Consider the following 24714-nt stretch of genomic DNA (forward strand, 5'->3'; position numbering starts at 1 on the left):
TGGCGGGCAGTGCGCACGTGCTCATTCAATGACGCGGGCTGGCAAGCTGGGCATCCGCCACAGGCGCTGGTTTGGGCTCAGGCGTCTCATCGCGCAGCTCGATGCGCTTGATCGGACCGACGATCACCAGATAGCTCAGTACTGCCACCAGCGCATTGGCGCCCACATAGACCAGCGCCCACTTGAACGAGCCGGTGGCGCTGATGATGTAGCCGATCACGATAGGGGTTGTGATCGAGGCGATGTTGCCGAAGGTATTGAACAACCCGCCGGACAGGCCTGCGATCTGCTTGGGCGAGGTGTCGGCCACCACTGCCCAGCCCAACGCACCAATGCCTTTGCCGAAGAACGCGAGGGTCATGAAGCCTACTACCATCCATTCGGCATCGACGTAGTTGCAGAACACCATGGTGGTGGACAACATCAGGCCGCACACGATTGGCAGTTTGCGCGAGAAGGTCAGCGAATTGCCGCGGCGCAGCAACCAGTCCGAGATCACGCCGCCCAGTACCCCACCGATGAAGCCACAGATAGCCGGCAGCGAAGCGATGAACCCTGCCTTGAGGATGGTCATGCCCCGTTCCTGCACCAGGTACACCGGGAACCAGGTCAGGAAGAAGTAGGTGATGGCGTTGATGCAGTACTGGCCAAGGTACACACCCAGGAGCATGCGGCTGGTCAGCAATTGCTTGATGTAGCCCCACTTGGGCCCGTGGTTGCCGCGCTTGTGGTCCATGTCCACCAAGCCGCCGTTTTGCTCGATGTGTTCAAGCTCGGCGGGGCTGATACGCGGGTGCTGGCGTGGGTTGTAGATGGTCTTGAGCCATACCATCGAAAAGAGGATGCCCAGCACGCCCATGACCACGAACACATGCTCCCAACCGAAACTGAACACGATCCAGCCCATCAGGGGCGCGAACAGGGCGGTGGCGAAATACTGCGCCGAGTTGAAGATCGCCGAGGCCGTGCCTCGCTCCTGGGTCGGAAACCAGGCGGCGACGATCCGGGCGTTGCCGGGGAACGACGGCGCTTCGGCAAAGCCGACCAGAAAACGCAGGGTGAACAAAGTGACGACTGCCCAGGCCACCGGCAGGCCGCCGACGAAGCCTTGCAGCAAGGTGAACAGTGACCAGGTGAAGATGCTGAATGCATAGACGTTTTTTGAGCCGAAGCGATCCAGCAACCATCCGCCGGGAATCTGTCCGGCCACATAGGCCCAGCCGAAGGCCGAGAAGATGTAGCCCAGGGTGACGGCGTCGATCCCTAGGTCTTTTTGCAGGCTCGACCCTGCGATGGCGATGGTTGCGCGGTCGGCGTAGTTGATCGTGGTCACCACGAACAGCATGAACAGGATCAGGTAGCGCACATGCGTTTTCTTCGTCGCTTGCATGCTGGTAGTACTCCCACTAGTTATTGTTGTGCGGGGTCTTCGAATTGTGCCGGAGTAGGGCGGGCCCACTCCGGGGGCGGCGCTGGCAGGCGCCGCGAGGGTTTACTGCGGCCCCATCTTGTCCATCAGGGCGGCAAGCATTTCATACTCCTCGGGGTTCAGGTCGGTCAGCGGTGCACGAACCGGGCCTGCGTCATGGCCGGCAATGCGGGCACCCGCCTTGACGATGCTGACGGCGTAACCGGCCTTGCGGTTACGAATTTCCAGGTAGGGCAGGAAGAAGTCGTCGATCAACTTGGCTACGGTGGCGTGATCGTCCCGGGCAATGGCGTGGTAGAAGTCCATGGCCGTCTTGGGGATGAAGTTGAATACCGCCGATGAATACACCGGCACACCCAGCGCTTTGTACGCTGCAGCATAGACTTCGGCAGTCGGCAGCCCGCCCAGGTAACTGAAACGCTCACCCAGGCGGCGACGGATCGACACCATCAGTTCAATGTCACCCAGACCGTCCTTGTAGCCGATCAGGTTCGGGCAACGCTCGGCCAGTTGTTCGAGCAAGGTGGCATTGAGGCGACAGACGTTGCGGTTATAGACCACTACGCCGATGTTGACCGACTTGCACACGGCCTCTACATGGGCAGCGACGCCATCCTGGCTGGCTTCGGTGAGGTAGTGCGGCAGCAACAGAAGGCCCTTGGCCCCCAGGCGCTCGGCTTGCTGCGCATACTCGATGGCCTGGCGGGTTGCACCACCTACGCCCGCCAGGATAGGTACCGACGTGGCGCATGTGTCCACCGCTGTCTTGATGACCTGGCTGTATTCGCTGGCAGCCAGGGAGAAGAACTCGCCCGTACCCCCGGCGGCGAACAGCGCACTCGCGCCGTATGGGGCCAACCATTCCAGGCGTTTGATGTAGCCAGCCTGATTGAAATCGCCCTGCGCAGTGAAGTCGGTGACAGGAAATGACAGCAAGCCGTGGGAGAGGATGGATTTCAGTTCTTGTGGGTTCATTGTTATAGGCATCCAGACACTTGGGTGGGAGCGGTGCGGTTTGTATGAGGTAAGTTATCGTACAACCTAACTCAAGAACAGTCCCCTCTGGATTTTTTTTCGGTCTAGGTGATGAGGGATTGCATTAATGGCGCGCTATGGATGAATGGTGGAGCGCAGAAAGCGGCCTTAGACAGTTGTGTCTGCTGTCGGGTCATCGTATCTCTGGGATGGGTAGTCGCTTTACAAACGAATGAGGCGGCCTTGCGCCGCCCCATGCTTAATTACTCGCCTGTGTGCGGGTGATCAGGCCGCCTGTTGAGGCTTGCCCTGTGCCTTGCGAACCTGCGCTCGGCACGCATCGCCAAAGGCCTGGAAGAGCTTGATCGAGTCAGGATTCTTGGCAGCTTGCCACTCCGGGTGCCATTGAACGGCAAACAGGAAAGACGAAAGGCCCGGGGCATGGATGGCCTCGACCAACCCGTCTTCGGCGTGGGCAATGGCTTCGATGCCCTTGCCCAGGTTGCGCAAGCCTTGGCCATGCAGGGAGTTGACGCGAATTTCGTCCGTGCCAAGGGTATCGCGCAGCCAGCTGCCGGGCTTGATCTTCACGCTGTGAGCCTGAGCGTACTGCACCTCGACAGGGTCTTCGGGGTTTTCACGGTGATCATTGAAACCAGGCTCGGCGTACACCTTCTGGTAGATGTCCCCGCCCAGCGCCACGTTGATTTCCTGCATGCCCCGACACACGCCGAAGATGGGTAGGCCGCGCTTGATCGCCGCCTTGACCAGCGGAATGTCGAACAGGTCACGGTTCCTGTCCTGGCCTTTGCCTGGGGTTTCGTTCTCCTGGCCGTACAGCGCTGGGTCGATGTTGCTGCCCGCGCCCGTCAGGTACACGCCGTCGGCCATGTCCAAGTAGGTCTCCAGTGCCTCGATGCCACAGCAGGTGGGCACCAGGACCGGGACGCAATCGGCGAAATCGACCAGCGGGGTGATGTATTTGTGGGTCATGACCTGGTAGTCATGGCCTTTGCGCTCTTGGGTGCCCATGGTCATCAGAACGATGGGTTTGCGCAGGGAAGGTTGCTTGTTGCCAATGTTGCTGTTGGACATATGTCACCTTGGGACAGGTTGAACCTGTCGTTGTTGTGCAGGTGCTCGGCGCGCGGCGCTGGTGCAACCTGGGGCCCCGAGCACTGCCGACTCGTCGGCGTCGACGATGCCGGTCGGGACTTGGTGTTAGATTGCCAGAGCCGTTCGATATGTCAAACGACCGCAGCAGCCCGCCAGGCCCCAATCACGGGGCCTGGCGGGCTGAAAGGCAGTGGCGGCGCGGGTTTGGCTAGGGCGTTGGTCAATAATACTTAACGACGCAGTCGACTCATTGCAGCGCCGCAATGTTCCAACGGTTCCAGGGGCTACAGGCTGATGCTTGGCAGGTGACTCGACCGGATCACGTGGCCCTGCCAGCAGGCGTGGGTTAGTCTTCCGAGCTGTTGCGGTGCAGCACATCCCTCCATGATCAGAAGAAGGATATTTTGATGGCCATCCCTAGCAGCGAGCCCGTCACCCATGTTCCCTTTGCTGAGCTCAAAGCCCTGCTTGAGTCGATCTTCGAGCGTCATGGCTGTACGCCGGCAGTGGCTCGGGTACTGGCCGCCAATTGTGCCAGCGCCGAGCGTGATGGCGCGCATAGCCATGGCGTGTTCCGCATGCCTGGCTACGTGTCGACCTTGGCCAGCGGTTGGGTGGATGGCAAGGCTACTCCCGAGGTCAGTGATCTGGCGGCCGGTTATATCAGTGTCGATGCACGGGGTGGTTTTGCGCAGCCCGCATTGGCGGCTGCCCGGGACGTGTTGGTGGCCAAGGCACGCGCTGCTGGGATCGCAGTGCTGGCCATCCACAATTCCCATCATTTTGCCGCATTGTGGCCGGATGTGGAGCCGTTCGCCGAACAGGGCCTGGTTGCCCTGAGCGTGGTCAACAGCATGACATGCGTCGTACCGCACGGTGCGCGCAAGCCGGTGTTCGGGACCAACCCGATCGCCTTCGCTGCGCCTTGCGAAGGGCATCCACCCATCGTGTTCGACATGGCCACCAGTGCGATGGCCCATGGCGATGTGCAACTGGCTGCCCGTGCCGGGGAGCCCGTGGCCCTGGGGGTGGGCGTGGACGGTCAGGGCCAGGTGACTCAGGACCCGGCCAAGATCCTGGACGGCGGTGCTCTGCTTCCGTTCGGCGAGCACAAGGGCTCAGCCTTGTCGATGATGGTGGAATTGTTGGCGGCAGCACTCACGGGTGGGCATTTTTCGTGGGAGTTCGACTGGTCTGGCCATCCCGGGGCCAAGACGCCGTGGACCGGGCAGTTGCTGATCGTCATCGATCCACAGATCGCACAAGGGCAACGGTTCGCCCAGCGCAGCCGCCTGCTACTCGAGCAGATGGAGGCGGCCGGCGTCAGTCGCATGCCAGGTGCCCGGCGGCACCTGGAGCGTGAACGGGCGCAGCGCGAAGGGGTGGCAATCGGCATCAGTACACTGCAGGCGCTGCGCGATCTGCTCATCTGATCGCCGCAGGGCAGGGTAGGCGGCCCTTACCCGATCATGCAGGGTTGCATATACCCCTTGCACGATAGTTGGTGCCCATTCTCAGCCAGTACGGGTATGCTCTTGGCTGCCTTTTTGACTCGTCCTGATCCCAAGGAGCTGCACGCTGTGTTCAAACATGTCGAAGCCTACGCCGGCGACCCGATCCTCTCGTTGATGGAAACCTTCAAGGCCGATCCACGCGCCGACAAGGTCAACCTGAGCATCGGCCTTTACTACGACGAAGCCGGAGTAGTGCCGCAGCTCGCTGCAGTGGATGCAGTGGAAAAGCGCATCGCAGGCCAGGATCACGATGCTTCGCTGTACCTGCCCATGGAAGGCCTTGCCAGTTACCGTCAGGCCATTCAGGCCCTGCTGTTCGGGGCCGACCACCCGGCGGTTGCCGACGGTCGCGTGGCAACGGTGCAGACCGTCGGTGGTTCCGGAGCCCTGAAGGTCGGTGCCGACTTCCTGAAACGTTATTTCCCGCAGGCGCAAGTCTGGGTCAGCAACCCCACCTGGGACAACCATCGCGCCATCTTCGAGGGTGCGGGCTTCACGGTGAACACCTACCCGTACTTCGACCAGGCCACCCGTGGCGTGGACTTCGAAGGTATGCTTGCCACGTTGCACACCTTGCCTGCCAACAGTGTGGTGCTGCTGCACCCCTGCTGCCACAACCCGACAGGTGCCGATCTGGACCAGGGCCAGTGGCAGCAGGTGGTGGAGGTGGTCAAGGCCCGTCAGTTGATCGCCTTCCTGGACATCGCCTACCAAGGCTTTGCCCAAGGGCTGGTCGAAGACGTGTTCGCCATCCGCGAAATGGCCAGCGCAGGCGTGCCGTGCCTGGTCAGCAACTCGTTCTCCAAGATCTTCTCCCTGTATGGGGAGCGTGTGGGCGGCCTGTCGGTGGTCTGCGACGATGCGGCCACGGCGCAGAGCGTGCTTGGCCAACTCAAGGCCACCGTGCGCCGTAACTATTCCAGCCCACCCAACTTCGGTGCCCAACTGGTCGCAGGCGTGCTCAACGATCCCGTCCTCAATGCCCAGTGGGCTGCGGAAGTGGAAGTCATGCGCACTCGCATTCTGGACATGCGCCAAGCGCTGGTCGATGCGTTGGGCGTGTTGCTGCCGGGGCGTGATTTCCAGTTCCTGCTGCGTCAGCGGGGCATGTTCAGTTACACAGGCTTCAGCGTGGAGCAGGTGCGCCGCTTGCGCGATGAGTTTGGCGTCTACCTGATCGACAGTGGGCGCGTGTGCATGTCAGGCCTGCGGCCGGCAAACCTGCAGCGTGTTGCCGAGGCATTCGCGGCTGTGCATCAGTAAGCGCCCACGCTTAACGTTATGCAACGACGATGGCCGAGGCCGCCCTGCGGCTTCGGCCATCGTCATTCTTTATCCGTGTCCTGCCCGCAAGGACGCCTGTGCCAGTCAAGACCTTCTGCACGCCGAGCGTGCTGAGCAGCCCGGCTGCACCTACCGCTTGTACAGACAAGTGCAACCGCCCCTCCGAAAAAGGCTTCGCAAGTGCAACCTTTCCGTGCACAATCGCGCCCCTCTTTTTCCGGTTGAGTAGGGCGCAGCCAACGCTTCGTCATTCTCAGCCTGTTGCAGTCTTGCGAGTGGAGCGTCACCCGGATGAATGAGCAGGCCTCAAGCGTAGAACAGCGTTACGAAGAAACGACCGCCGGTACCCTCGGCAAATGGTCCCGTCAGGACACCACCTGGATGCTCGGCCTGTTTGGCACCGCCATTGGCGCAGGTACGCTTTTCCTGCCGATCAATGCCGGGCTTGGCGGGTTCTGGCCATTGCTGGTGCTGGCGGCGCTGGCTTTCCCGATGACGTACTACGCCCACCGCGGGTTGACCCGGTTCGTGCTCTCGGGGCGCGAAGGGGCAGACATCACCGACGTGGTCGAACAACACTTCGGCATCAAGGCAGGCGCCGTGATCACGGTCCTGTACTTCTTCGCCATCTTCCCCATTCTGCTCATTTACAGCGTGGCCCTGACTAATACGGTCAGCAGTTTCATGGAGCACCAGTTGCACATGGCGCCTCCACCCCGTGCACTGCTGTCGTTCGTGCTGATCCTGGGCCTGCTTGCAATCGTACGCTGCGGCGAACAGGCCACCGTCAAGGTCATGAGCCTGTTGGTCTATCCGTTCATCGTGGCCCTGGCGCTGCTGGGCCTGTACCTGGTCCCGCACTGGACCGGCGGCATTCTCGACAGCGTCCACACCGTGCCCAGCGGTTCGGCCTTCCTGCACACGGTATGGCTGGCCATCCCGGTGATGGTGTTCTCGTTCAACCATTCACCCATCATCTCGGCCTTCGCGGTCGACCAGAAACGCCGCTATGGCGATCATGCAGACGCCCGCAGCGGCCAGATTCTGGCGCGTGCGCACCTGCTGATGGTGGCCATGGTGCTGTTCTTCGTCTTCAGTTGCGTGCTGACCCTCGACAGCACGCAGCTGGCCGAAGCCAAGGCGCAGAACCTGTCGATCCTGTCGTACCTGGCCAACCATTTCAGCAACCCGACCATCGCCTTCGCCGCGCCCTTGATCGCCTTCGTCGCCATCGCCAAGTCATTCCTGGGCCACTACATCGGCGCCAGCGAGGGTCTCAAGGGCATCATCGCCAAGACCGGCGCGCGCCCGGGTGCCAAGGCCCTGGACCGCGTGGTGGCGGCGCTGATGCTGGTGGTGTGCTGGATCGTTGCCACGCTCAACCCCAGCATCCTGGGCATGATCGAGTCTCTCGGCGGCCCGATCATCGCGGTATTGCTGTTCCTGATGCCCATGTATGCCATCCGTCGCGTGCCGGCAATGCGCAAGTACAGCGGGGCGCTGTCGAACGTGTTCGTCACCGTGATCGGCCTGGTCGCCCTGACTTCGGTCGTCTACGGCCTGTTGGCTTAAGCGCCCAGCTGCAGGCCCGCCCCGGTGCTCGGTACGTGCGCCGGGGCTGGCCAATGCTTCACCGCCAACAAATTCACGTTGCCCCATAGGCACATGCTGGCCTTCATGGTTAACTCTTGATCCTTTTCCCAACCCAAGATCAAGGATTTTGTCATGGCTCAAGTGACTCTCAAAGGCAACCCCGTCCAAGTCAATGGCTCGCTGCCACAGGTCGGTGCTCAGGCGCCGGCGTTCTCCCTGGTAGGCGAGGGGCTGGCCGACAAGTCGCTCAATGACTTCGCCGGCAAGCGCAAGGTGCTGAACATCTTCCCAAGTGTCGATACGCCTACCTGCGCCACGTCTGTGCGCAAGTTCAATGCCCAGGCCAACGAGCTGGCCAACACCGTCGTACTGTGCGTTTCCGCCGACCTGCCATTCGCCCAGGCTCGCTTCTGCGGTGCCGAAGGCCTGGAAAACGTCAAAAACCTCTCCACCTTGCGTGGCCGTGAGTTCCTTGAGCAGTACGGTGTTGCCATCGCCGACGGCCCATTGGCAGGCCTGGCTGCCCGCGCCGTCGTGGTACTGGACGAGCACGACAAGGTGCTGCACAGCGAGCTGGTCGCTGAAATCGCCGACGAGCCCAACTACGACGCCGCCCTTGCCGCGTTGAAGTGACGGCGCCGGGCAGGGATCGAACCTTCCTCCTGCCCATTGCTCCAAGCTATACCCTGTAACGGCCCGGAACGCTTTTCCGGGCCGTTTTCGTTTAAAGTTCAGGGTCTTGGCAACGTCAGGCAAAGGTAAACCTCTGGTAAAGGCGCTTTGCTTGGCTGTCGACAGTGCTTATCGTTCACCCTCCTGAATCGTCAATCCGAACAAGGTTCGTTCAACCCATGCAAGCGCCTACATCCCGTTCTCCCCGTCGCTGGCTCGTTATGCTGCTGATCGTGCTGCTGGTTGCAGTGCTGGCCTGGTGGCTATGGCCTGCCGCGCCAGCCACCGACCAGGCTGCTGGGGGGCAGGGCGGCAAGAGCGGGCGGCCCGGTTTCGGAGGGTCTACCGACCCTGTCCCGGTCAGGGTGGAACCTGCACGGGTGGGCGACTTCCCGCTTTACTACAAGGCGCTTGGCACCGTGACCGCGACCAATACCGTGAATGTGCGCAGCCGTGTAGGGGGTGAGTTGGTCAAGGTTCACTTCAAGGAAGGCCAGCAAGTAAAGGCCGGTGACCTGCTTGCTGAAATCGACCCACGTGCCTACCGTATTGCCCTGCAGCAGGCCGAGGGCACCCTGGCCCAGAACCAGGCGCAACTGAAGAATGCCCAGGTCGACGTCGCTCGCTACAAAGGGCTGTACGCCGAGGACAGTATCGCCAAGCAAACCCTGGACACTGCGCAGGCGCAGGTGGCGCAATTCCAGGGGCTGGTCAAGACCAACCAGGCGCAGGTCAACGATGCGCGCCTGAACCTCGAATTCACCCAGATTCGCGCGCCCATCAGCGGCCGTGTCGGCCTGCGCCAGCTCGACCTGGGCAATTTGGTGGCCGCCAACGATACCACCGCCCTGGTGGTGATCACCCAGACAGAGCCGATCAACGTGGCGTTCACACTGCCAGAAACCGAACTGGGCACCGTTCTTGAGCGCTATCGCACCGGGGCCAGCCTGCCCGTGGAGGCGTGGGATCGAGGCGACAGCAAGCTGCAGGCCACTGGCGTGCTGGGCAGTATCGACAACCAGATCGACACTGCCACTGGCACCCTCAAGTTCAAGGGCCGCTTCGAGAACAAGGACCTGGCCCTGTTCCCCAACCAGTTCGTAAACGTGCGCCTGCTTGCCGATACGCTCAAGCAGGTGGTGCTGGCGCCAGCCGCCGCCATCCAGTTCGGGAACGACGGGACGTTCGCCTACGTGGTCAACGGCGAAAATACCGTCAACGTGCGCAAGCTGAAAGTCGGCCCCAGCGACGGTGAGAACAGCGTGATCCTCGAAGGCCTGGCGGCCGGTGATCGCCTGGTGCTCGAAGGCACCGACCGTCAGCGCGAAGGCACCAAGGTGGACGTGGTCGATGACAGCTCCCAGGTGCCCACCACGCCCGGCCAGCATTTGCAGGGCCAAGAAAGCAGTGCCCCGGGCCAGGCCGACAGCACCGCAGGCAAGGCGGGCGCATGAACCTCTCGCGCCTGTTCATCCTGCGGCCAGTCGCAACGACCTTGACCATGCTGGCCTTGGTACTGGCCGGTCTGATTGCCTACCGCATGCTGCCTGTCGCCGCGCTGCCGCAGGTGGATTACCCCACGATTCGGGTCATGACCCTGTATCCCGGTGCAAGCCCCCAGGTCATGACCAGTGCCGTTACCGCGCCACTCGAACGTCAGTTCGGCCAGATGCCCGGCCTTGAACAGATGGCCTCGACCAGTTCCGGTGGCGCGTCGGTGCTGACCCTGCGCTTCAACCTGGACATGAACATGGATGTGGCCGAGCAGCAGGTGCAGGCTGCAATCAACGCCGCCAGCAACCTGCTGCCCAGCGATCTTCCGGCGCCTCCTGTCTACAACAAGGTCAACCCGGCCGATACGCCAGTGCTGACGCTCGCCATCTCCAGCAAGACCATGCCGCTGCCCAAGCTCAACGACCTGGTCGACACCCGCGTGGCACAGAAGCTGGCGCAGACCAGCGGGGTGGGCATGGTCAGCATCGCCGGGGGCCAGCGCCAGGCCGTGCGCATCAAGGTCAACGTGGATGCGCTGGCAGCCAACGGGCTCAACCTGGAGGATGTCCGCACACTCATCGGGGCCTCCAACGTCAATCAGCCAAAAGGCAATTTCGATGGTCCTACCCGCGTCTCGATGCTCGACGCCAATGACCAGCTGCGCTCGCCCGAGGAATACGCCAACCTCATCCTGGCCTACAACAACGGCGCTCCGCTGCGTTTGAAGGATGTGGCGGAAATCGTCGACGGCGCGGAAAACGAGCGGCTGGCGGCCTGGGCCAACCAGAACCATGCCGTGCTCCTGAACATCCAGCGTCAGCCAGGTGCCAACGTCATCGAGGTGGTGGACCGCATCAAGGACATGCTGCCCTCGATCACCGACAACCTGCCCGCGGGCCTGGACGTGTCCGTGCTCACTGACCGTACCCAGACCATCCGTGCCGCCGTGCGCGACGTTCAGCATGAACTGCTGATCGCCATCGCCCTGGTGGTGATGGTCACCTTCCTGTTCCTGCGGCGGTTCAGCGCCACGATCATTCCTTCGATTGCCGTGCCGCTGTCATTGGTCGGTACCTTCGCCGTCATGTACCTGGCAGGGTTTTCCATCAACAACCTCACCCTGATGGCGCTGACCATCGCCACCGGTTTCGTGGTGGACGATGCGATCGTGATGCTGGAGAACATTTCCCGGCACATCGAGGAGGGCGAAACGCCTATGCAGGCGGCGCTCAAAGGCGCCAGGCAGATTGGCTTTACCTTGATCTCGCTGACCTTCTCGCTGATCGCCGTGCTGATCCCGCTGTTGTTCATGGCCGATGTGGTAGGGCGCCTGTTCCGGGAGTTCGCCATCACCCTGGCGGTGGCCATCCTGATTTCCCTGGTGGTCTCGCTGACCCTCACGCCGATGATGTGTGCCCGCCTGCTAAAGCGTGAACCCACCCCTGACGAGCAAGGCCGCTTCTACCGCGCCAGCGGCGCCTGGATCGACTGGCTGATCAAGCACTACGCCAGCGCCCTGCAATGGGTACTCAAGCGCCAGCCCCTGACCCTGCTGGTGGCGGTGGCTAGCCTGGCGTTGACGGTACTGCTGTACATGGTGGTGCCCAAGGGGTTCTTCCCGGTCCAGGACACGGGCGTCATTCAGGGTATCTCCGAAGCGCCCCAGTCCACCTCGTTTGCGGCCATGAGCGAGCGCCAGCAGGCCCTGAGCCGCGTTATTCTGCAAGACCCTGCCGTGCAGAGCCTCTCATCCTACATTGGCGTGGACGGCGACAACGCCACGCTCAACAGCGGCCGCATGCTCATCAACCTCAAGCCTCATGGCGAGCGCGATGTCACTGCAACCGATGTCATCAAGCGCCTGCAACCCCAGCTCGACAAGCTGGTGGGCATCCGCCTGTTCATGCAGCCGGTGCAGGATTTGAGCATCGAGGACCGGGTCAGCCGCACGCAGTACCAGTTCACGCTGTCATCGCCCGATGCCGAGCTGCTGGGGCAGTGGAGTGGCAAGCTGGTCCAGGCCCTGAACCTGCGCCCCGAGCTTGCCGATGTGGCCAGTGACCTGCAGGAGAATGGCTTGCAGGTGTACCTGGTGATCGACCGGGACATGGCCAGTCGGCTAGGCATCAGCGTATCGCAGATCACCAACGCGCTTTACGATGCCTTCGGCCAAAGGCAGATATCGACCATCTATACCCAGGCCAGCCAATACCGGGTGGTGCTGCAATCGCGAGACGCGGCCGTGATCGGGCCCCAGGCACTGGAGTCGATCCACGTCAAGGCCAGTGATGGCGGGCAAGTGCGACTGTCCGCGCTGGCGCGCATCGAGCAGCGCCAGGCGCAGCTGGCCATTTCCCACATCGGTCAGTTCCCGGCGGTCACCTTGTCATTCAACTTGGGGCAGGGCGCGTCGCTGGGCAAGGCCGTGCAAGTGATTGAGCAGGTTCAGCAGGACATCGGCATGCCGTTGGGTATCCAGACCCGTTTCCAGGGCGCGGCGCAGGCGTTCCAGGCATCGCTGTCCAGCACCTTGCTGCTGATTCTCGCGGCGGTGGTGACCATGTACATCGTGCTGGGTGTGCTCTATGAGAGCTATATCCATCCGGTAACCATCCTCTCGACGCTGCCTTCGGCTGCCGTGGGTGCGTTGCTGGCGCTACTGATCAGTGGCAATGACCTGGGCATGATCGCCATCATCGGCATCATCCTGTTGATCGGCATCGTCAAGAAAAACGCCATCATGATGATCGACTTCGCGCTCGAAGCCGAGCGTCACCAAGGCATGAGTCCGCGCGATGCCATCTACCAGGCCGCGCTGCTGCGATTCCGACCGATCCTCATGACCACGCTGGCGGCCCTGTTCGGTGCAGTGCCGTTGATGCTGGCCACCGGGTCCGGCGCCGAACTGCGCCAACCCCTGGGCCTGGTGATGGTGGGCGGGCTGCTGGTGAGCCAGGTGCTGACACTGTTCACCACGCCGGTCATATACCTGTATTTCGACCGGTTGGGCCGTCGCTTCGGCAAGCGCGACCTGGCGCAGGAGCCGGTATGAGTACGTGCAGCGCGTTCCTAAGGGCGGCCCGATGAACCTGTCGGCGCCATTCATCCGCAGGCCCGTGGCAACCATGCTGTTGAGCTTGGCGATCATGCTGCTGGGCGCGGTCAGCTTCGGTCTGTTGCCGGTCTCGCCGCTGCCGCAGATGGATTTCCCGGTGATCGTGGTGTCGGCCAACCTGCCGGGCGCAAGCCCCGAGGTCATGGCCTCGACCGTGGCAACGCCGCTCGAGCGCAAGCTGGGCAGCATCGCCGGCGTCACCACATTGACCAGCAGCTCCAACCAGGGCTCCACGCGGGTCATCATTGGTTTTGAGCTTGGCCGCGACATCGACGGCGCTGCGCGCGAGGTGCAGGCCGCAATCAATGCCACCCGCAACCTGCTGCCCAGCGGCATGCGCAGCATGCCGACCTACAAGAAGATCAACCCGTCGCAGGCACCGGTCATGGTCCTGTCGCTGACCTCAAGTGTGCTGCAGAAAGGGCAGCTGTACGATTTGGCCGACACCATCCTGTCCCAAAGCCTGGCCCAGGTGCCTGGCGTGGGTGAGGTGCAGATCGGGGGCAGTTCGCTGCCGGCCGTGCGCATTTCGGTCGAGCCGCAATTGTTGAACCAGTACGGCCTGGCGCTGGATGAGGTGCGTACCGCCGTGGCCAACGCCAACCAGCGCCGGCCCATGGGCTTTGTCGAGGATGCCGACCGCAATTGGCAGGTGCGGGCCAACGATCAGTTGGAAAGCGCCAAGGACTACGGGCCGATCGTGATTCGCCAGGAGAATGGCACGATTCTTCGGTTATCGGATGTGGCAACCATCACCGATGGGGTCGAAAACCGCTACAACAGTGGTTTTTTCAATGACCAGAGCGCGGTGTTGCTGGTCGTGAACCGGCAGGCAGGTGCCAACATCATTGCCACGGTGGACCAGATCAAGGCGCAGTTGCCTGCACTGCAATCGCTGCTCCCGGCAAGCGTCGAGCTAAACGTGGCCATGGACCGTTCGCCGGTGATCAAGGCCACGCTAAAGGAGGCGGAGCATACCCTGCTGATCGCCGTGGTACTGGTGATCCTGGTGGTCTACCTGTTCCTCGGCAGCCTGCGTGCTTCACTGATTCCAAGCCTTGCGGTGCCGGTGTCGCTGGTCGGCACGTTCGCGGTCATGTATCTGTGCGGCTTCTCGCTCAACAACCTGTCGCTGATGGCGCTGATCCTGGCGACGGGACTGGTGGTGGACGATGCCATCGTTGTGCTGGAGAACATCTCCCGGCATATCGAGGACGGGCAACCACCCATGAAAGCGGCGTTCCTGGGCGCCAAGGAAGTCGGCTTCACCCTCTTGTCGATGAACGTGTCACTGGTGGCCGTGTTCGTGTCGATCCTGTTCATGGGCGGCATCGTGCGCAGTTTGTTCCAGGAATTTTCCATCACCCTGGCGGCCGCCATCATGGTTTCGCTGCTGGTGTCGCTGACCCTCACCCCCATGCTGTGCGCCCGCTGGCTGACTGCGCACCAGGCCGAGCAGACTCGCCTGCAACGCTGGAGCGATGCCGTGCACCGGCGCATGGTTGCCGCGTATGACCGCAGCCTGGGCTGGGCGCTGCGGCATCGGCGCCTGACCCTGATCAGCCTGCTGGTGACCATTGCAGTCAACGTGGCGCTATACATCGTGGTGCCCAAAACGCTGATGCCCCAGCAGGATACCGGCCAGCTCATGGGTTTCATTCGCGGTGACGACGGCCTGTCGTTCAGCGTGATGCAGCCAAAGATGGAAATCTACCGGCGCGCCTTGCTCGCAGACCCTGCCGTGCAGAGTGTTGCAGGCTTCATCGGCGGCAACAGCGGCACCAACAACGCCATGGTTCTGGTCAGGCTCAAGCCCATCGGCGAACGCAAGCTCGATGCCCAGAAGGTCATCGAGCGCCTGCGCAAGGAAATGCCCAAGGTGCCAGGCGGGCGGCTGTTCCTGATGGCCGATCAGGACCTGCAGCTAGGCGGAGGCGGGCGCGATCAGTCGTCCTCGCAGTACCTGTATACTTTGCAGAGCGGCGACCTGGCAGCTTTGCGCCAATGGTTCCCCAAAGTCGTCGCGGCCATGCGCGCCTTGCCCGAGCTGACCGCCATCGACGCACGCGACGGGGCGGGCACCCAGCAGGTGACACTGGTGGTGGACCGTGATCAGGCCAAGCGTCTGGGCATCGACATGCAGATGGTCACCACCGTGCTGAACAACGCCTACAGCCAACGGCAGATCTCCACCATCTACGACAGCCTCAACCAATATCAGGTCGTGCTGGAGATCAACCCGAAATACGCCTGGGACCCCAGTACGCTGGAGCAGGTGCAGGTGATTACCGCCGAGGGCGCGCGGGTGCCGCTGTCGACCATCGCGCACTACGAGAATAGCCTGGCCAACGACCGGGTCAGCCACGAAGACCAGTTCGCCTCCGAGGACATCGCCTTCGACGTCGCCGAAGGCTACAGCACCGACCAGGCGCTGGCGGCGGTCGAGCGTGCCGTGGCCAAGCTCGGCCTACCGGAAGGGGTGATCGCCAAGCTGGGCGGCACCGCCGACGCCTTCACCAAGACCGCGCAGGGGCAGCCTTTCATGATTCTGGGCGCACTGGTGCTTGTGTACCTGGTGCTCGGGATCCTGTACGAGAGCTATATCCACCCCCTGACCATCTTGTCCACGCTGCCCTCGGCCGGCGTTGGTGCCTTGTTGGCGCTGTATGTGACCGGTGGCGAATTCAGCCTGATTTCCCTGCTGGGGCTGTTCCTGTTGATCGGGGTCGTGAAGAAAAACGCCATCTTGATGATCGACCTGGCCCTGCAACTTGAACGCCACCAGGGGCTCTCGCCCGAGGAGTCCATTCGGCGCGCGTGCCTGCTGCGCTTGCGCCCGATCCTGATGACGACGCTGGCGGCCATTCTCGGCGCCTTGCCCCTGCTGCTGAGCCAGGCAGAAGGGGCGGAGATGCGTCAGCCGCTGGGGCTGACCATCATCGGCGGCCTGGTTTTCAGCCAGGTCCTGACCCTCTACACAACGCCTGTGGTCTACCTGTATCTGGACCGCTTGCGTCACCGCTACAACCGTTGGCGCGGCGTGCGCACCGACGCGGCCTTGGAAAACCCGCTATGACTTTTGCCCAGACTCCGCTTCATCGTGCCCTGCAAGTGCTCAGCCGTGTTCGCGGCTCGCGTTTGCTGGGGGCTGCCTTGGGGGCCGCCTTGCTCAGCGCCTGTACACTGGCCCCGGATTACCACCGCCCGGAAATGGCCGGCACGGCGCAATTCAAGCATGCCGAAGGCTGGACGCAGGCCACGCCTTCTGACGCCATCGCCCGCGGTGCCTGGTGGGAGATCTACGGCGACGCGCAACTCAACGCACTGGTCGAGGAGCTCAACCGCAACAACCAGAGTGTGGCGCAAGCCGAGGCTCAGTATCGTCAGGCCCAGGCGCTGGTGCGCAGTAGCCGCGCCGGACTGTTTCCAAGCCTTGACCTGAGCGTGGCCAAGAACAGGTCAGCCCAGGGCACCGGCAGTTCCAGCTCAAGCCTGTCCAATAACAGCAGCGGCATTCGTGACACCTACAACGCCCAGTTGGGCGTGAGCTGGGAAATCGACTTGTGGGGCAAGTTGCGCGAGACGCTCAATGCCAACCAGGCCAGTGCCCAGGCCAGCCTGGCCGACCTTGCCGCCATGCGCTTGAGCCAGCAGTCGGAGCTGGTGCAGAACTACCTGCAACTGCGCGTCATCGATGAGCAGAAGCGCTTGCTGCAAGCCACCGTGGCCGCGTACGAGCGATCGCTGCGGATGAACCAGAATCAATACCGCGCGGGCATCGCCGGCCCCGATGCCGTGGCCCAGGCGCGCACCCAGCTCAAAAGCACCGAGGCTGACCTGATCGACCTGATCTGGCAGCGCGCTCAATTCGAGAACGCCATTGCCGTGTTGCTGGGCAAGACGCCTGCGCAATTTGCCCTGGCCGACAGCCAGGCTATTCCTGCATTGCCACAAATCCCGGTGGCACTGCCGTCGCAACTGCTCGAGCGCCGACCCGACATCGCCGCTGCCGAGCGCAACGTGATGGCCGCCAACGCCAATATCGGCGTGTCACGTGCGGCTTACTTCCCAGATCTCAGCCTGAGCCTTAATGGCGGTTATTCGAGCAGCAGCTTCAACAACTGGATCGAGTTGCCCAACCGCTACTGGTCGGTTGGCCCACAGCTTGCGCTCACCCTGTTCGATGCCGGCAGGCGCAGCGCCGAGGTGGACCGTACCGTTGCCGTATACGACCAGACGGTCGCCCAGTACCGCCAGACCGTGCTCGATGGGTTCAAGGAAGTCGAGAACCTGCTGGTGCAACTGAAGGTATACGGGGACGAAGCCGTGGTGCGCCAGGAAGCCCTGGAGGCAGCCCGCGAATCGCTGCGGCTTACGGAAAATCAGTACAAGGCCGGCTTGATCGGCTATCTGGATGTGGTCAATGTGCAAGCCACCGCCCTGAGCAACGAACGCAGTGTGCTCAACCTGTTGCAGGGACGCTTGGTCGCCAGTGTCCAATTGGTGGCAGCGCTGGGCGGTGGCTGGGATGCCCGTGGGGCTTTCGCCGACCAGGATTGATGTGCAGCCCATGGCACATGTCGACGCACCTACCTGCTGTCGACATGGCCATTTGACATGTCGAAACACCGTGCGTTTTACCAAAGCTTGAGTACAATGGTCGGCCTTTCGTGCCTACCTCTGCCAGCCCCTGGTACTTCGCAAAATGCTGACCGCTAGCTACTCCTCCTCGCTGGTGCTGATTTCCCTGTGCGTGGCCATCCTTGCGTCCTACACGGCGCTGGACCTTGCCGGGCGCATTGCCACCGCCAGAGGGTATGCCGCCTCGCTATGGATGATCGGCGGGGCGCTGGCCATGGGGACCGGCATATGGTCGATGCATTTTGTCGGCATGCTCGCCTTGCAGCTGCCTGTCGAGCTGGGCTATGACCTCACGTTGACGGCATGTTCGCTGTTGATCGCGGTGCTGTCCTCGGGCTTCGCCCTGTGGCTGGTCAGCCAGCCCAGCTTGCCCGTCCTGCAGCTTGCCCTCGGCGCGCTCATCATGGGAGCCGGGATCGCCAGCATGCATTACACCGGCATGGCAGCGCTGCGCATGACACCTGGGATCGACTATGACCCGAGCCTGTTCATGGCCTCGCTGCTGATCGCGGTGGGCGCCTCGGCTGCGGCGCTGTGGACCGCGTTCCGGCTGCGCCGGCAGACCCCCTACGTGCGTCAGATACGTGGGCTGGCAGCGGTGCTCATGGGGATCGCCATCGTTGGCATGCACTACACCGGTATGGCGGCCGCTGGTTTTCCCCAGGGCAGTTTCTGTGGCGCGCTGCCCGATGGCCTGGAAGGGGACGGCCTGGTATCGCTTGTCCTGATCACGACCTTTGCCGTGTTGCTCGTAGCCTTGCTGACCTCCGTACTGGACGCGCGCCTTGAAGCTCGCACGGCGGCGTTGGCCAGGTCTTTGACCCTGGCCAACCAGGAGCTGACTCAGCTGGCATTGCACGACACGCTCACAGGGCTGCCCAATCGCAGTCTGCTGGCTGACCGCATAGAACTGGCCATCGCGAAGGTCGCTGAGCAGGGGGGGTGCTTTGCGCTGATGTTCATTGATCTGGATGGGTTCAAGCCGGTCAACGACGCCTTTGGCCATCATGCTGGGGACCTGCTGCTCAAGGCCGTGGCGACGCGATTGCGGGGTCACCTGCACAGTCAGGACACGCTGGCGCGCATCGGCGGGGACGAGTTCGTGCTGTTGGTCGATTTACAGGACCCGAGCGATGCCATGAACGTTGCCATCAAACAGGTGAATCTGGTCTCGCGGCCTTTCAGAGTGGCCGAGCATGATCTGCAGCTTTCAGCGAGCCTGGGTATCGTCCTGTATCCCGGCAACGGCCAGGATCAGCACGAGCTGCTGCGCAACGCCGACGCTGCCATGTATCACGCCAAGCGGGTCGGCAAGAATGGCTACAGCTTCTTCGACGCCTCGATGAACAGCAACGCCCGTCAGCAGCTGCAGTTGTTGCAGGACTTGCGCCTGGCAGTGGCAGCCGGTCAGTTCCGTCTGCATTACCAACCCAAGTTCGACGCCAAGCGGTGTCAACCGGTCGGCGCCGAGGCGTTGCTGCGTTGGGAGCATCCTCAGCACGGGCTTTTGGCCCCAGACCGTTTCATCGGCCTGGCGGAAAAGACCGGCCTGATCATCCCCATCGGTGACTGGGTATTGGACGAGGCGTGTCGCCAGATGCGCCTGTGGCTGGATGAGGGTATCGAGGGCTGGCGGATCGCGGTCAATCTGTCGGCCATCCAGTTTTGCCACGCGGGCCTGCTCGATAGCGTGGCGTGTGCCCTCGAACGTCACGCACTGCCCGCCAACTGCCTGACGTTAGAAATCACCGAAACCACGGCGATGTCCGACGTGGAGGTGAGCCTGACCGTACTCCAGCAGCTCTCGGACATGGGCGTGGATCTATCGATTGACGACTTTGGTACAGGTTACTCCAGCCTGATGTACCTCAAGCGCTTGCCAGCCAACGAGCTGAAGATCGACCGAGGGTTCGTGCGAGAGCTGGAAGATGAGGGTGAGGATGCGGCCATCGTGTCGGCCATCGTGGCCTTGGGCCGCGCACTGGGGCTGCGAATCGTCGCAGAAGGCGTCGAGACCTCCAGTCAGCAGGCCTTCCTGACGCGGTTAGGCTGCGATTCGCTTCAGGGCTACTTGCTCGGTCGACCCGTGCCGGCCGAGCAGTTGCGGGGGTCGAGCTCGACCCTGGGTTAACTGGCGTTGCGCAGCAAAGGAGGGGGTTGGAAGGCATCGAGTTCGGTTTCGACCGCTTCGATGATGCGCTCTACATCGCTGGCAGCCATGATGGCTGTGCAGGGGATGCCTGCTATGGCCAGCAAGGTTTCGCCCGTGCTTCGATCGAACAGCCGCGCCACCATGCTGCGCGGTGCATCCATGTTGGCTTCGAAACCCAACGGATGGAAGTGCCAGCGCATGACTTGACAGGCGTTGGGGAAGGTCATCTTGTTCATCCGAGCCTCCTTGTACGTGACTGAAAGCTGGTGAAGGGCGGCCGCGCACCGTGGCTGCCGGGAATGTAACCATAGCATCTGGCTGACGTGATTCTCGCTTGCAAATGTGACAAATGTTGCAGGGCATGACCTGCATCACAGCGCTGTGGGTATCTGAAGCCGGTTTAAGGCGCATCCTCATGATTTTGCCCGTCCGGCGGGCACACGCCCACCGCATCGAGCCAATCCAAACGCTGAACCTCGGAAGCCGGGTTCAGGGTGGGGATACGAGATAAGCCTATAGAACGTATAAAGCCGAGCATGGCGTGAGTTCATGAAACCTGACCGACGGGTGATTCACCCAAGCAACCCAGCCGCGATATTGATGGTAAAGCCAAGAATGGCGGTGTTGAACACGAACCCCACCAGCGAGTGGGCCAATACCACGCGCCGCATCGCGCTACCGGCTACCCCCACGTCGGATGTCTGGACGGCCACGCTGATGGTGAACGAGACGTAGTGAAAGTCCCAGTAGTCTGGCTGGGTTTCGCCATCGGCGAAGCGTAAAGGCGGCGCCGTGGCCTTCACTGCATAGAACAGCCGTGCATAGTGAAGGCTGAAGATGCAGCCAATCAGCAGCCAGGAGCCTGCGACGGTGAACCCGGTGTACAGGTAGTGAGCCGTCAATGCACTGCCCTGCAGCCCGCGGCTGGACACCAGTTGCAGCGTCACGGCGACCAGGCTGGCGATCGCTGCGACGCAGACGGTCAGCAGCACCAGGCCCGCGTTTTCGTCTTCGCTGTGGGCCACCTTGCGAACCTTTGCAGGGCTTGCGGTGCAGCTGAGCCAGAGTACCAGCATCAGGTACAACCAGACGCCAATGTTCCAGCCTGCCAGCAGGCGTTGCACAGGGTCGCTGACAGAGACCAGCCAGGCGCTCAGCAACCCTGCGCCTGTGGCCAGGCTCAATCGAGGGTGGGTGCGCGTCAGACGATAGAAAGCCATGGTGCCTCACAGCAATGGTGTGCTCGACAAGGCTTCTGACCGCATGGCTTGAGCCAAGATCCACATAAGGCAGGGGCTCGATATCCTCCCGTGGCAGGGACGGGGGGGCTGCATCAAATTATCATCGAGCGAGACCCGGGGTTTCTTTCGTGCCCTGCATCGCGCGCACTTGCAACTCTCAGTACACTGCACGCTCTAACCCCCCACATTTCGCTGAACTCGAGGTTAATGCATGACGCTCAGTCCTTTGGCAGGCAAGCCGGCTCCAGCCAGCGTGCTGGTCGATATTCCCCGCCTGCTCACGGCCTACTATACCGGCCGGCCGGACGCTGGCGTGGCGAGCCAGCGGGTCGCCTTCGGCACATCGGGGCACCGGGGTACTTCGCTTGAGTTGAGCTTCAACGAATACCATGTACTGGCCATCACCCAGGCCATCTGCCTGTACCGCCAGGAAAAGGGCATCGATGGCCCCCTGTTCGTCGGTGCCGACACCCACGCGCTGTCAGCACCTGCAGCAGCGAGTGCGTTGGAAGTGCTGGCTGCCAACGGTGTGCAGGTGATGTTGTCCAAGGACGACGAGTACACCCCGACACCGGCAGTGTCTCATGCCATCCTCTGCTACAACCGTGGGCGCCAGGGCGGCCTGGCCGACGGGGTTGTCATCACGCCCTCGCACAACCCGCCGCAAAGTGGCGGCTTCAAGTACAACCCGCCCAACGGCGGCCCGGCCGACAGCGACGTCACCAAGTGGATCGAAGCCAAGGCCAACGAGTTGCTGGCGGCCGGGCTGGCGGGGGTCAAGCGTATCGACCACGCCCAGGCGCTGCAGGCCCCTACCACCCATCGTCACGACTACGTCAGCCACTACGTGGCAGACCTGGAAAACGTCATCGACTTCGAGGTCATCCGTGCGGCCAAGCTGCGCTTGGGTGTGGACCCGCTGGGTGGGGCAGGGGTGCGCTACTGGTCGGCCATTGCCCAGCATTATCAACTGGACCTGGAAGTGGTAAACACCGAGGTCGACCCGACGTTCCGTTTCATGAGCGTCGACTGGGATGGCCAGATTCGCATGGACCCTTCGTCACCCTACGCCATGCAGGGCTTGATCGGCCTGCGCGAGCGTTTCGACGTGGCCTTTGCCTGCGATCCGGACCATGATCGCCATGGCATCGTCACCCCCGACGGCTTGCTGCAACCTAACAACTACCTGGCCGTGGCCATCGACTACCTGTACCGCAACCGTCCCCAGTGGCGTAGCGACGCAGCCGTCGGCAAGACGGTCGTGTCCAGCGGCCTGATCGATCGCGTAACCCAACGGCTGGGCCGCGAGCTGTACGAAGTACCCGTAGGCTTCAAGTTCTTCGCCCAAGGCCTGTTCGATGGCACGCTGGGCTTTGGTGGCGAAGAAAGTGCGGGCGCCTCGTTCCTGCGCCGCGACGGCTCGGTATGGGCAACCGACAAAGATGGCCTCATCCCGGCCTTGCTGGCTGCGGAAATGACCGCCCGGACGGGACGTAACCCAAGCCAGGCGTATGCCGAGCTGACCCAGGCCCTGGGCAAGCCGTTCGCTACCCGCGTGGAAGCCAAGGCCGATGCCCGCCAGAAAGGGTTGTTGAGCAAGCTTGCGCCCGAGCAAGTGACCTCCACCGAGCTTGCTGGAGAGCCGATCCTGCAGATCCTGAGCCACGCGCCAGGGAATGGGCAGGCCATCGGTGGTCTGAAGGTCATCACCGCCAATGGCTGGTTCGCAGCCCGGCCATCCGGCACCGAGGACATCTACAAGATCTACGCGGAGAGTTTCGTCGACGAAGCCCACTTGCAACGTCTGGTACAGGAAGCCCAGGTACTGGTGGATGCGGCCATTGCGTAAGCAGTGATAAAGGGCTTGGCCCTGTGGTGAGATGTAAATTAGAATTAATCCTATTTACATCATCGCAGGGACTTGTCCATGTTCGAAGCCGCGCCGCCGCCCTCGCAAAGCTTCCCTGACCTCTACCGGGAGCACCGAGGCTGGCTCGAGGGCTGGCTACGACGGCGCATGGGCAATGCCTGGGATGCGGCCGACCTGAGTCAGGATACCTTCCTTCGCGTGATGGCCAGCGCCCAGCCGTTGACCGACATCCGCGAACCACGCGCCTACCTGTTGACAGTTGGCAAGCGACTGCTGAGCAACCTGCACCAACGCCGCAGCCTTGAAAAAGCCTACCTTGAAGCCCTGGCCCACCTGCCCGAACAGCACGCACCTTCGCCCGAGCAGCGCTGGTTGTTGCTCGAAACGCTGCAGGCACTCGATGAATTGCTGGGCGGTTTGAAGCCGGTCGTGCGCAAGGCTTTTCTGCTGAGCCAGCTCGAAGGACTGAGCTACGCCGACATCGCCAGCCGGCTTGGTGTTTGCGAGCGGTCGGTCAAGCGCTACATGGCGCACGCTTATGAGCACTGCCTGCTGGCCGAACTCCTGTGAGTGCGCCTGTGCACCTGCGGGAGGCGGTGCGCGAGGCCGCGCAGTGGTTGGCGCTCATCGATTCAGGCGATACCCGTGAAGCGGACCTGGCCGGGCTTGAGCAGTGGCGCAGCCAAAGCGCTGTGCATGAGACCGCCTGGCAGCAGGCGCTGCGCTTGCGCGAGCGCTTCACCGGTTTGCCTGCCAGTCTGGCCATGGCCACGCTGGACCGTCCGGATCAGAGCCGACGTACCGCGCTTGGGCAAATACTGGGTTTGGCAGCGCTGGTGCCTACGGCTTGGTGGGTGAGCCACGAACTGCCCCTTGAGGCCTGGACTGCCGACCTGCGCACGGATGTAGGTGAGCGTCGAGTGGTGACGCTCAATGACGGCACCACGGTGCAGTTGAACACCGACAGCGCTGTCGACCTGGACACCGTAAATCACAAGGTGTGGTTGCGACGCGGCGAAATTTCAGTCACCACGCCTGGCCTTCAACCCCTGACCATCCAGGTGCCTTCAGGCCAGGTGTCGCTGGGTGGTGCAACCCTTGGCCCTGGACAGGTGTGCGTCCGCCTGATCGAATCAGGGTGTCAGGTCGCGGTAGTCCAGGGCAGGGCAGACGTGCAGCCCTCAGGGGGTAATCGCCTGCGCCTCAACGCCGGTCAGCAGGCCGACCTTGTGGCGTCAGGTATTCGAAATCTCGGTTTCTTCGAGGCATGGCGACTGGGATGGCGTGATGGCGTGTTGCGCCTGGACGATCAGCGGCTAGGCGACTTGCTTGTGGAGGTGAGCCGCTATCGCCCAGGTGTGCTGCGCTGGGACCCGGCGTTGGACAGGCTGCGGGTGACCGGCACCTTCCGACTGGATGACACCGACCAGGTATTGACGCTGCTCGCGGCAAGCCTGCCGGTGCAGGTGGTAGCCCGTACCCGCTACTGGATCACGCTGGTGCCGCGAGCAACGACTGCCTGAAGCTCGAACCCGCCAAGTTCACCCCCGAACGCTGCGTTGCGACGCATTGCACGTGATATCAACGAGAAGCTGTCCCCTTTTCCGGACTCGCCTGT

At 62.4% G+C, this 24714-nt stretch carries 17 protein-coding genes; 12 read left to right on the forward strand and 5 right to left on the reverse strand.

The features are described from left to right. Positions 1 to 25 precede the first annotated feature (25 nt). From B2Y33_RS21310 to B2Y33_RS21320, 3 genes are all read right to left on the reverse strand, one after another. The gene (locus tag B2Y33_RS21310) at positions 26 to 1390 is read right to left on the reverse strand and encodes an MFS transporter (protein WP_111475637.1); all 1365 of its coding nucleotides are present in this window, start codon (positions 1388 to 1390) and stop codon (positions 26 to 28) included. 102 nt (positions 1391 to 1492) lie between these two features. Then, positions 1493 to 2404 carry a 5-dehydro-4-deoxyglucarate dehydratase gene (gene kdgD, locus B2Y33_RS21315; RefSeq protein WP_027914859.1) on the reverse strand — a complete coding sequence of 304 codons (912 nt, stop codon included), beginning with the start codon at positions 2402 to 2404 and terminating at the stop codon, positions 1493 to 1495. 285 nt (positions 2405 to 2689) lie between these two features. Further along, positions 2690 to 3499, reverse strand: coding sequence for a gamma-glutamyl-gamma-aminobutyrate hydrolase family protein (locus tag B2Y33_RS21320; protein WP_027914860.1), 810 nt, complete (start codon positions 3497 to 3499; stop codon positions 2690 to 2692). A gap of 428 nt (positions 3500 to 3927) precedes the next feature. Here B2Y33_RS21320 and B2Y33_RS21325 point away from each other — a divergent pair, with 428 nt between their 5' ends. The 9 genes from B2Y33_RS21325 (at position 3928) to B2Y33_RS21365 (ending at position 19964) form a co-directional block, all read left to right on the forward strand. Continuing rightward, positions 3928 to 4953, forward strand: coding sequence for an Ldh family oxidoreductase (locus B2Y33_RS21325; RefSeq protein WP_027914861.1), 1026 nt, complete (start codon positions 3928 to 3930; stop codon positions 4951 to 4953). 147 nt (positions 4954 to 5100) lie between these two features. Continuing rightward, the gene (locus tag B2Y33_RS21330; RefSeq protein WP_027914862.1) at positions 5101 to 6297 is read left to right on the forward strand and encodes an aromatic amino acid transaminase; all 1197 of its coding nucleotides are present in this window, start codon (positions 5101 to 5103) and stop codon (positions 6295 to 6297) included. A 312-nt stretch (positions 6298 to 6609) separates the two neighbouring features. Continuing rightward, entirely contained in the window at positions 6610 to 7890 is a 1281-nt protein-coding gene (locus B2Y33_RS21335) for a serine/threonine transporter (RefSeq protein ID WP_027914863.1), read from the forward strand. A gap of 153 nt (positions 7891 to 8043) precedes the next feature. After that, on the forward strand, positions 8044 to 8544 hold the full coding sequence (gene tpx, locus B2Y33_RS21340; protein ID WP_027914864.1) for a thiol peroxidase: 501 nt from the start codon (positions 8044 to 8046) through the stop codon (positions 8542 to 8544). Positions 8545 to 8762: 218 nt separating this feature from the next. Next, positions 8763 to 10037, forward strand: coding sequence for an MdtA/MuxA family multidrug efflux RND transporter periplasmic adaptor subunit (locus B2Y33_RS21345; protein ID WP_288633398.1), 1275 nt, complete (start codon positions 8763 to 8765; stop codon positions 10035 to 10037). Beyond that, complete coding sequence (locus B2Y33_RS21350; RefSeq protein ID WP_027914866.1) at positions 10034 to 13129, forward strand: MdtB/MuxB family multidrug efflux RND transporter permease subunit; 3096 nt, start codon at positions 10034 to 10036, stop codon at positions 13127 to 13129. Before B2Y33_RS21345 ends, B2Y33_RS21350 begins: the two co-directional genes overlap by 4 nt. A gap of 31 nt (positions 13130 to 13160) precedes the next feature. After that, the gene (locus B2Y33_RS21355; RefSeq protein WP_206405534.1) at positions 13161 to 16268 is read left to right on the forward strand and encodes an efflux RND transporter permease subunit; all 3108 of its coding nucleotides are present in this window, start codon (positions 13161 to 13163) and stop codon (positions 16266 to 16268) included. Then, entirely contained in the window at positions 16265 to 17752 is a 1488-nt protein-coding gene (locus B2Y33_RS21360; protein WP_027914868.1) for an efflux transporter outer membrane subunit, read from the forward strand. Before B2Y33_RS21355 ends, B2Y33_RS21360 begins: the two co-directional genes overlap by 4 nt. Before the next feature lie 145 nt (positions 17753 to 17897). Further along, positions 17898 to 19964: a putative bifunctional diguanylate cyclase/phosphodiesterase gene (locus tag B2Y33_RS21365; RefSeq protein ID WP_206405501.1), complete on the forward strand. Its 2067-nt coding sequence runs from the start codon at positions 17898 to 17900 to the stop codon at positions 19962 to 19964. Here the strand turns inward: B2Y33_RS21365 and B2Y33_RS21370 are convergent. Next, positions 19961 to 20221 carry a DUF1652 domain-containing protein gene (locus B2Y33_RS21370; protein ID WP_027914870.1) on the reverse strand — a complete coding sequence of 87 codons (261 nt, stop codon included), beginning with the start codon at positions 20219 to 20221 and terminating at the stop codon, positions 19961 to 19963. The genes B2Y33_RS21365 and B2Y33_RS21370 overlap by 4 nt on opposite strands. 336 nt (positions 20222 to 20557) lie before the next feature. After that, the gene (locus B2Y33_RS21375) at positions 20558 to 21205 is read right to left on the reverse strand and encodes a DUF1345 domain-containing protein (protein WP_206405502.1); all 648 of its coding nucleotides are present in this window, start codon (positions 21203 to 21205) and stop codon (positions 20558 to 20560) included. Between the two features lie 232 nt (positions 21206 to 21437). Here B2Y33_RS21375 and pgm point away from each other — a divergent pair, with 232 nt between their 5' ends. The 3 genes from pgm to B2Y33_RS21390 all read left to right on the forward strand — a co-directional run bounded on the left by pgm (position 21438) and on the right by B2Y33_RS21390 (position 24619). Beyond that, positions 21438 to 23075: a phosphoglucomutase (alpha-D-glucose-1,6-bisphosphate-dependent) gene (pgm, locus tag B2Y33_RS21380; RefSeq protein WP_088523423.1), complete on the forward strand. Its 1638-nt coding sequence runs from the start codon at positions 21438 to 21440 to the stop codon at positions 23073 to 23075. A 78-nt stretch (positions 23076 to 23153) separates the two neighbouring features. Continuing rightward, on the forward strand, positions 23154 to 23666 hold the full coding sequence (locus tag B2Y33_RS21385; protein WP_027914873.1) for a sigma-70 family RNA polymerase sigma factor: 513 nt from the start codon (positions 23154 to 23156) through the stop codon (positions 23664 to 23666). Continuing rightward, positions 23663 to 24619 carry a FecR domain-containing protein gene (locus B2Y33_RS21390; RefSeq protein WP_206405503.1) on the forward strand — a complete coding sequence of 319 codons (957 nt, stop codon included), beginning with the start codon at positions 23663 to 23665 and terminating at the stop codon, positions 24617 to 24619. Before B2Y33_RS21385 ends, B2Y33_RS21390 begins: the two co-directional genes overlap by 4 nt. Positions 24620 to 24714: the final 95 nt, after the last annotated feature.

Source organism: Pseudomonas sp. UBA5666 (assembly GCF_002420785.1).
Taxonomy (GTDB): domain Bacteria; phylum Pseudomonadota; class Gammaproteobacteria; order Pseudomonadales; family Pseudomonadaceae; genus Aquipseudomonas; species Aquipseudomonas fulva.

Excerpts from the sequence above, each read along its gene's own strand:
- kdgD (WP_027914859.1), bottom strand. The coding sequence starts at position 2,404 with ATGAACCCACAAGAACTGAAATCCATCCTCTCCCACGGCTTGCTGTCA.
- B2Y33_RS21320 (WP_027914860.1), bottom strand. The coding sequence starts at position 3,499 with ATGTCCAACAGCAACATTGGCAACAAGCAACCTTCCCTGCGCAAACCC.
- B2Y33_RS21350 (WP_027914866.1), top strand. The coding sequence starts at position 10,034 with ATGAACCTCTCGCGCCTGTTCATCCTGCGGCCAGTCGCAACGACCTTG.
- B2Y33_RS21325 (WP_027914861.1), top strand. The coding sequence starts at position 3,928 with ATGGCCATCCCTAGCAGCGAGCCCGTCACCCATGTTCCCTTTGCTGAG.
- B2Y33_RS21370 (WP_027914870.1), bottom strand. The coding sequence starts at position 20,221 with ATGAACAAGATGACCTTCCCCAACGCCTGTCAAGTCATGCGCTGGCAC.
- B2Y33_RS21360 (WP_027914868.1), top strand. The coding sequence starts at position 16,265 with ATGACTTTTGCCCAGACTCCGCTTCATCGTGCCCTGCAAGTGCTCAGC.
- B2Y33_RS21355 (WP_206405534.1), top strand. The coding sequence starts at position 13,161 with ATGAACCTGTCGGCGCCATTCATCCGCAGGCCCGTGGCAACCATGCTG.
- B2Y33_RS21345 (WP_288633398.1), top strand. The coding sequence starts at position 8,763 with ATGCAAGCGCCTACATCCCGTTCTCCCCGTCGCTGGCTCGTTATGCTG.
- B2Y33_RS21375 (WP_206405502.1), bottom strand. The coding sequence starts at position 21,205 with ATGGCTTTCTATCGTCTGACGCGCACCCACCCTCGATTGAGCCTGGCC.
- B2Y33_RS21365 (WP_206405501.1), top strand. The coding sequence starts at position 17,898 with ATGCTGACCGCTAGCTACTCCTCCTCGCTGGTGCTGATTTCCCTGTGC.
- B2Y33_RS21335 (WP_027914863.1), top strand. The coding sequence starts at position 6,610 with ATGAATGAGCAGGCCTCAAGCGTAGAACAGCGTTACGAAGAAACGACC.
- B2Y33_RS21310 (WP_111475637.1), bottom strand. The coding sequence starts at position 1,390 with ATGCAAGCGACGAAGAAAACGCATGTGCGCTACCTGATCCTGTTCATG.
- tpx (WP_027914864.1), top strand. The coding sequence starts at position 8,044 with ATGGCTCAAGTGACTCTCAAAGGCAACCCCGTCCAAGTCAATGGCTCG.
- B2Y33_RS21385 (WP_027914873.1), top strand. The coding sequence starts at position 23,154 with ATGTTCGAAGCCGCGCCGCCGCCCTCGCAAAGCTTCCCTGACCTCTAC.
- pgm (WP_088523423.1), top strand. The coding sequence starts at position 21,438 with ATGACGCTCAGTCCTTTGGCAGGCAAGCCGGCTCCAGCCAGCGTGCTG.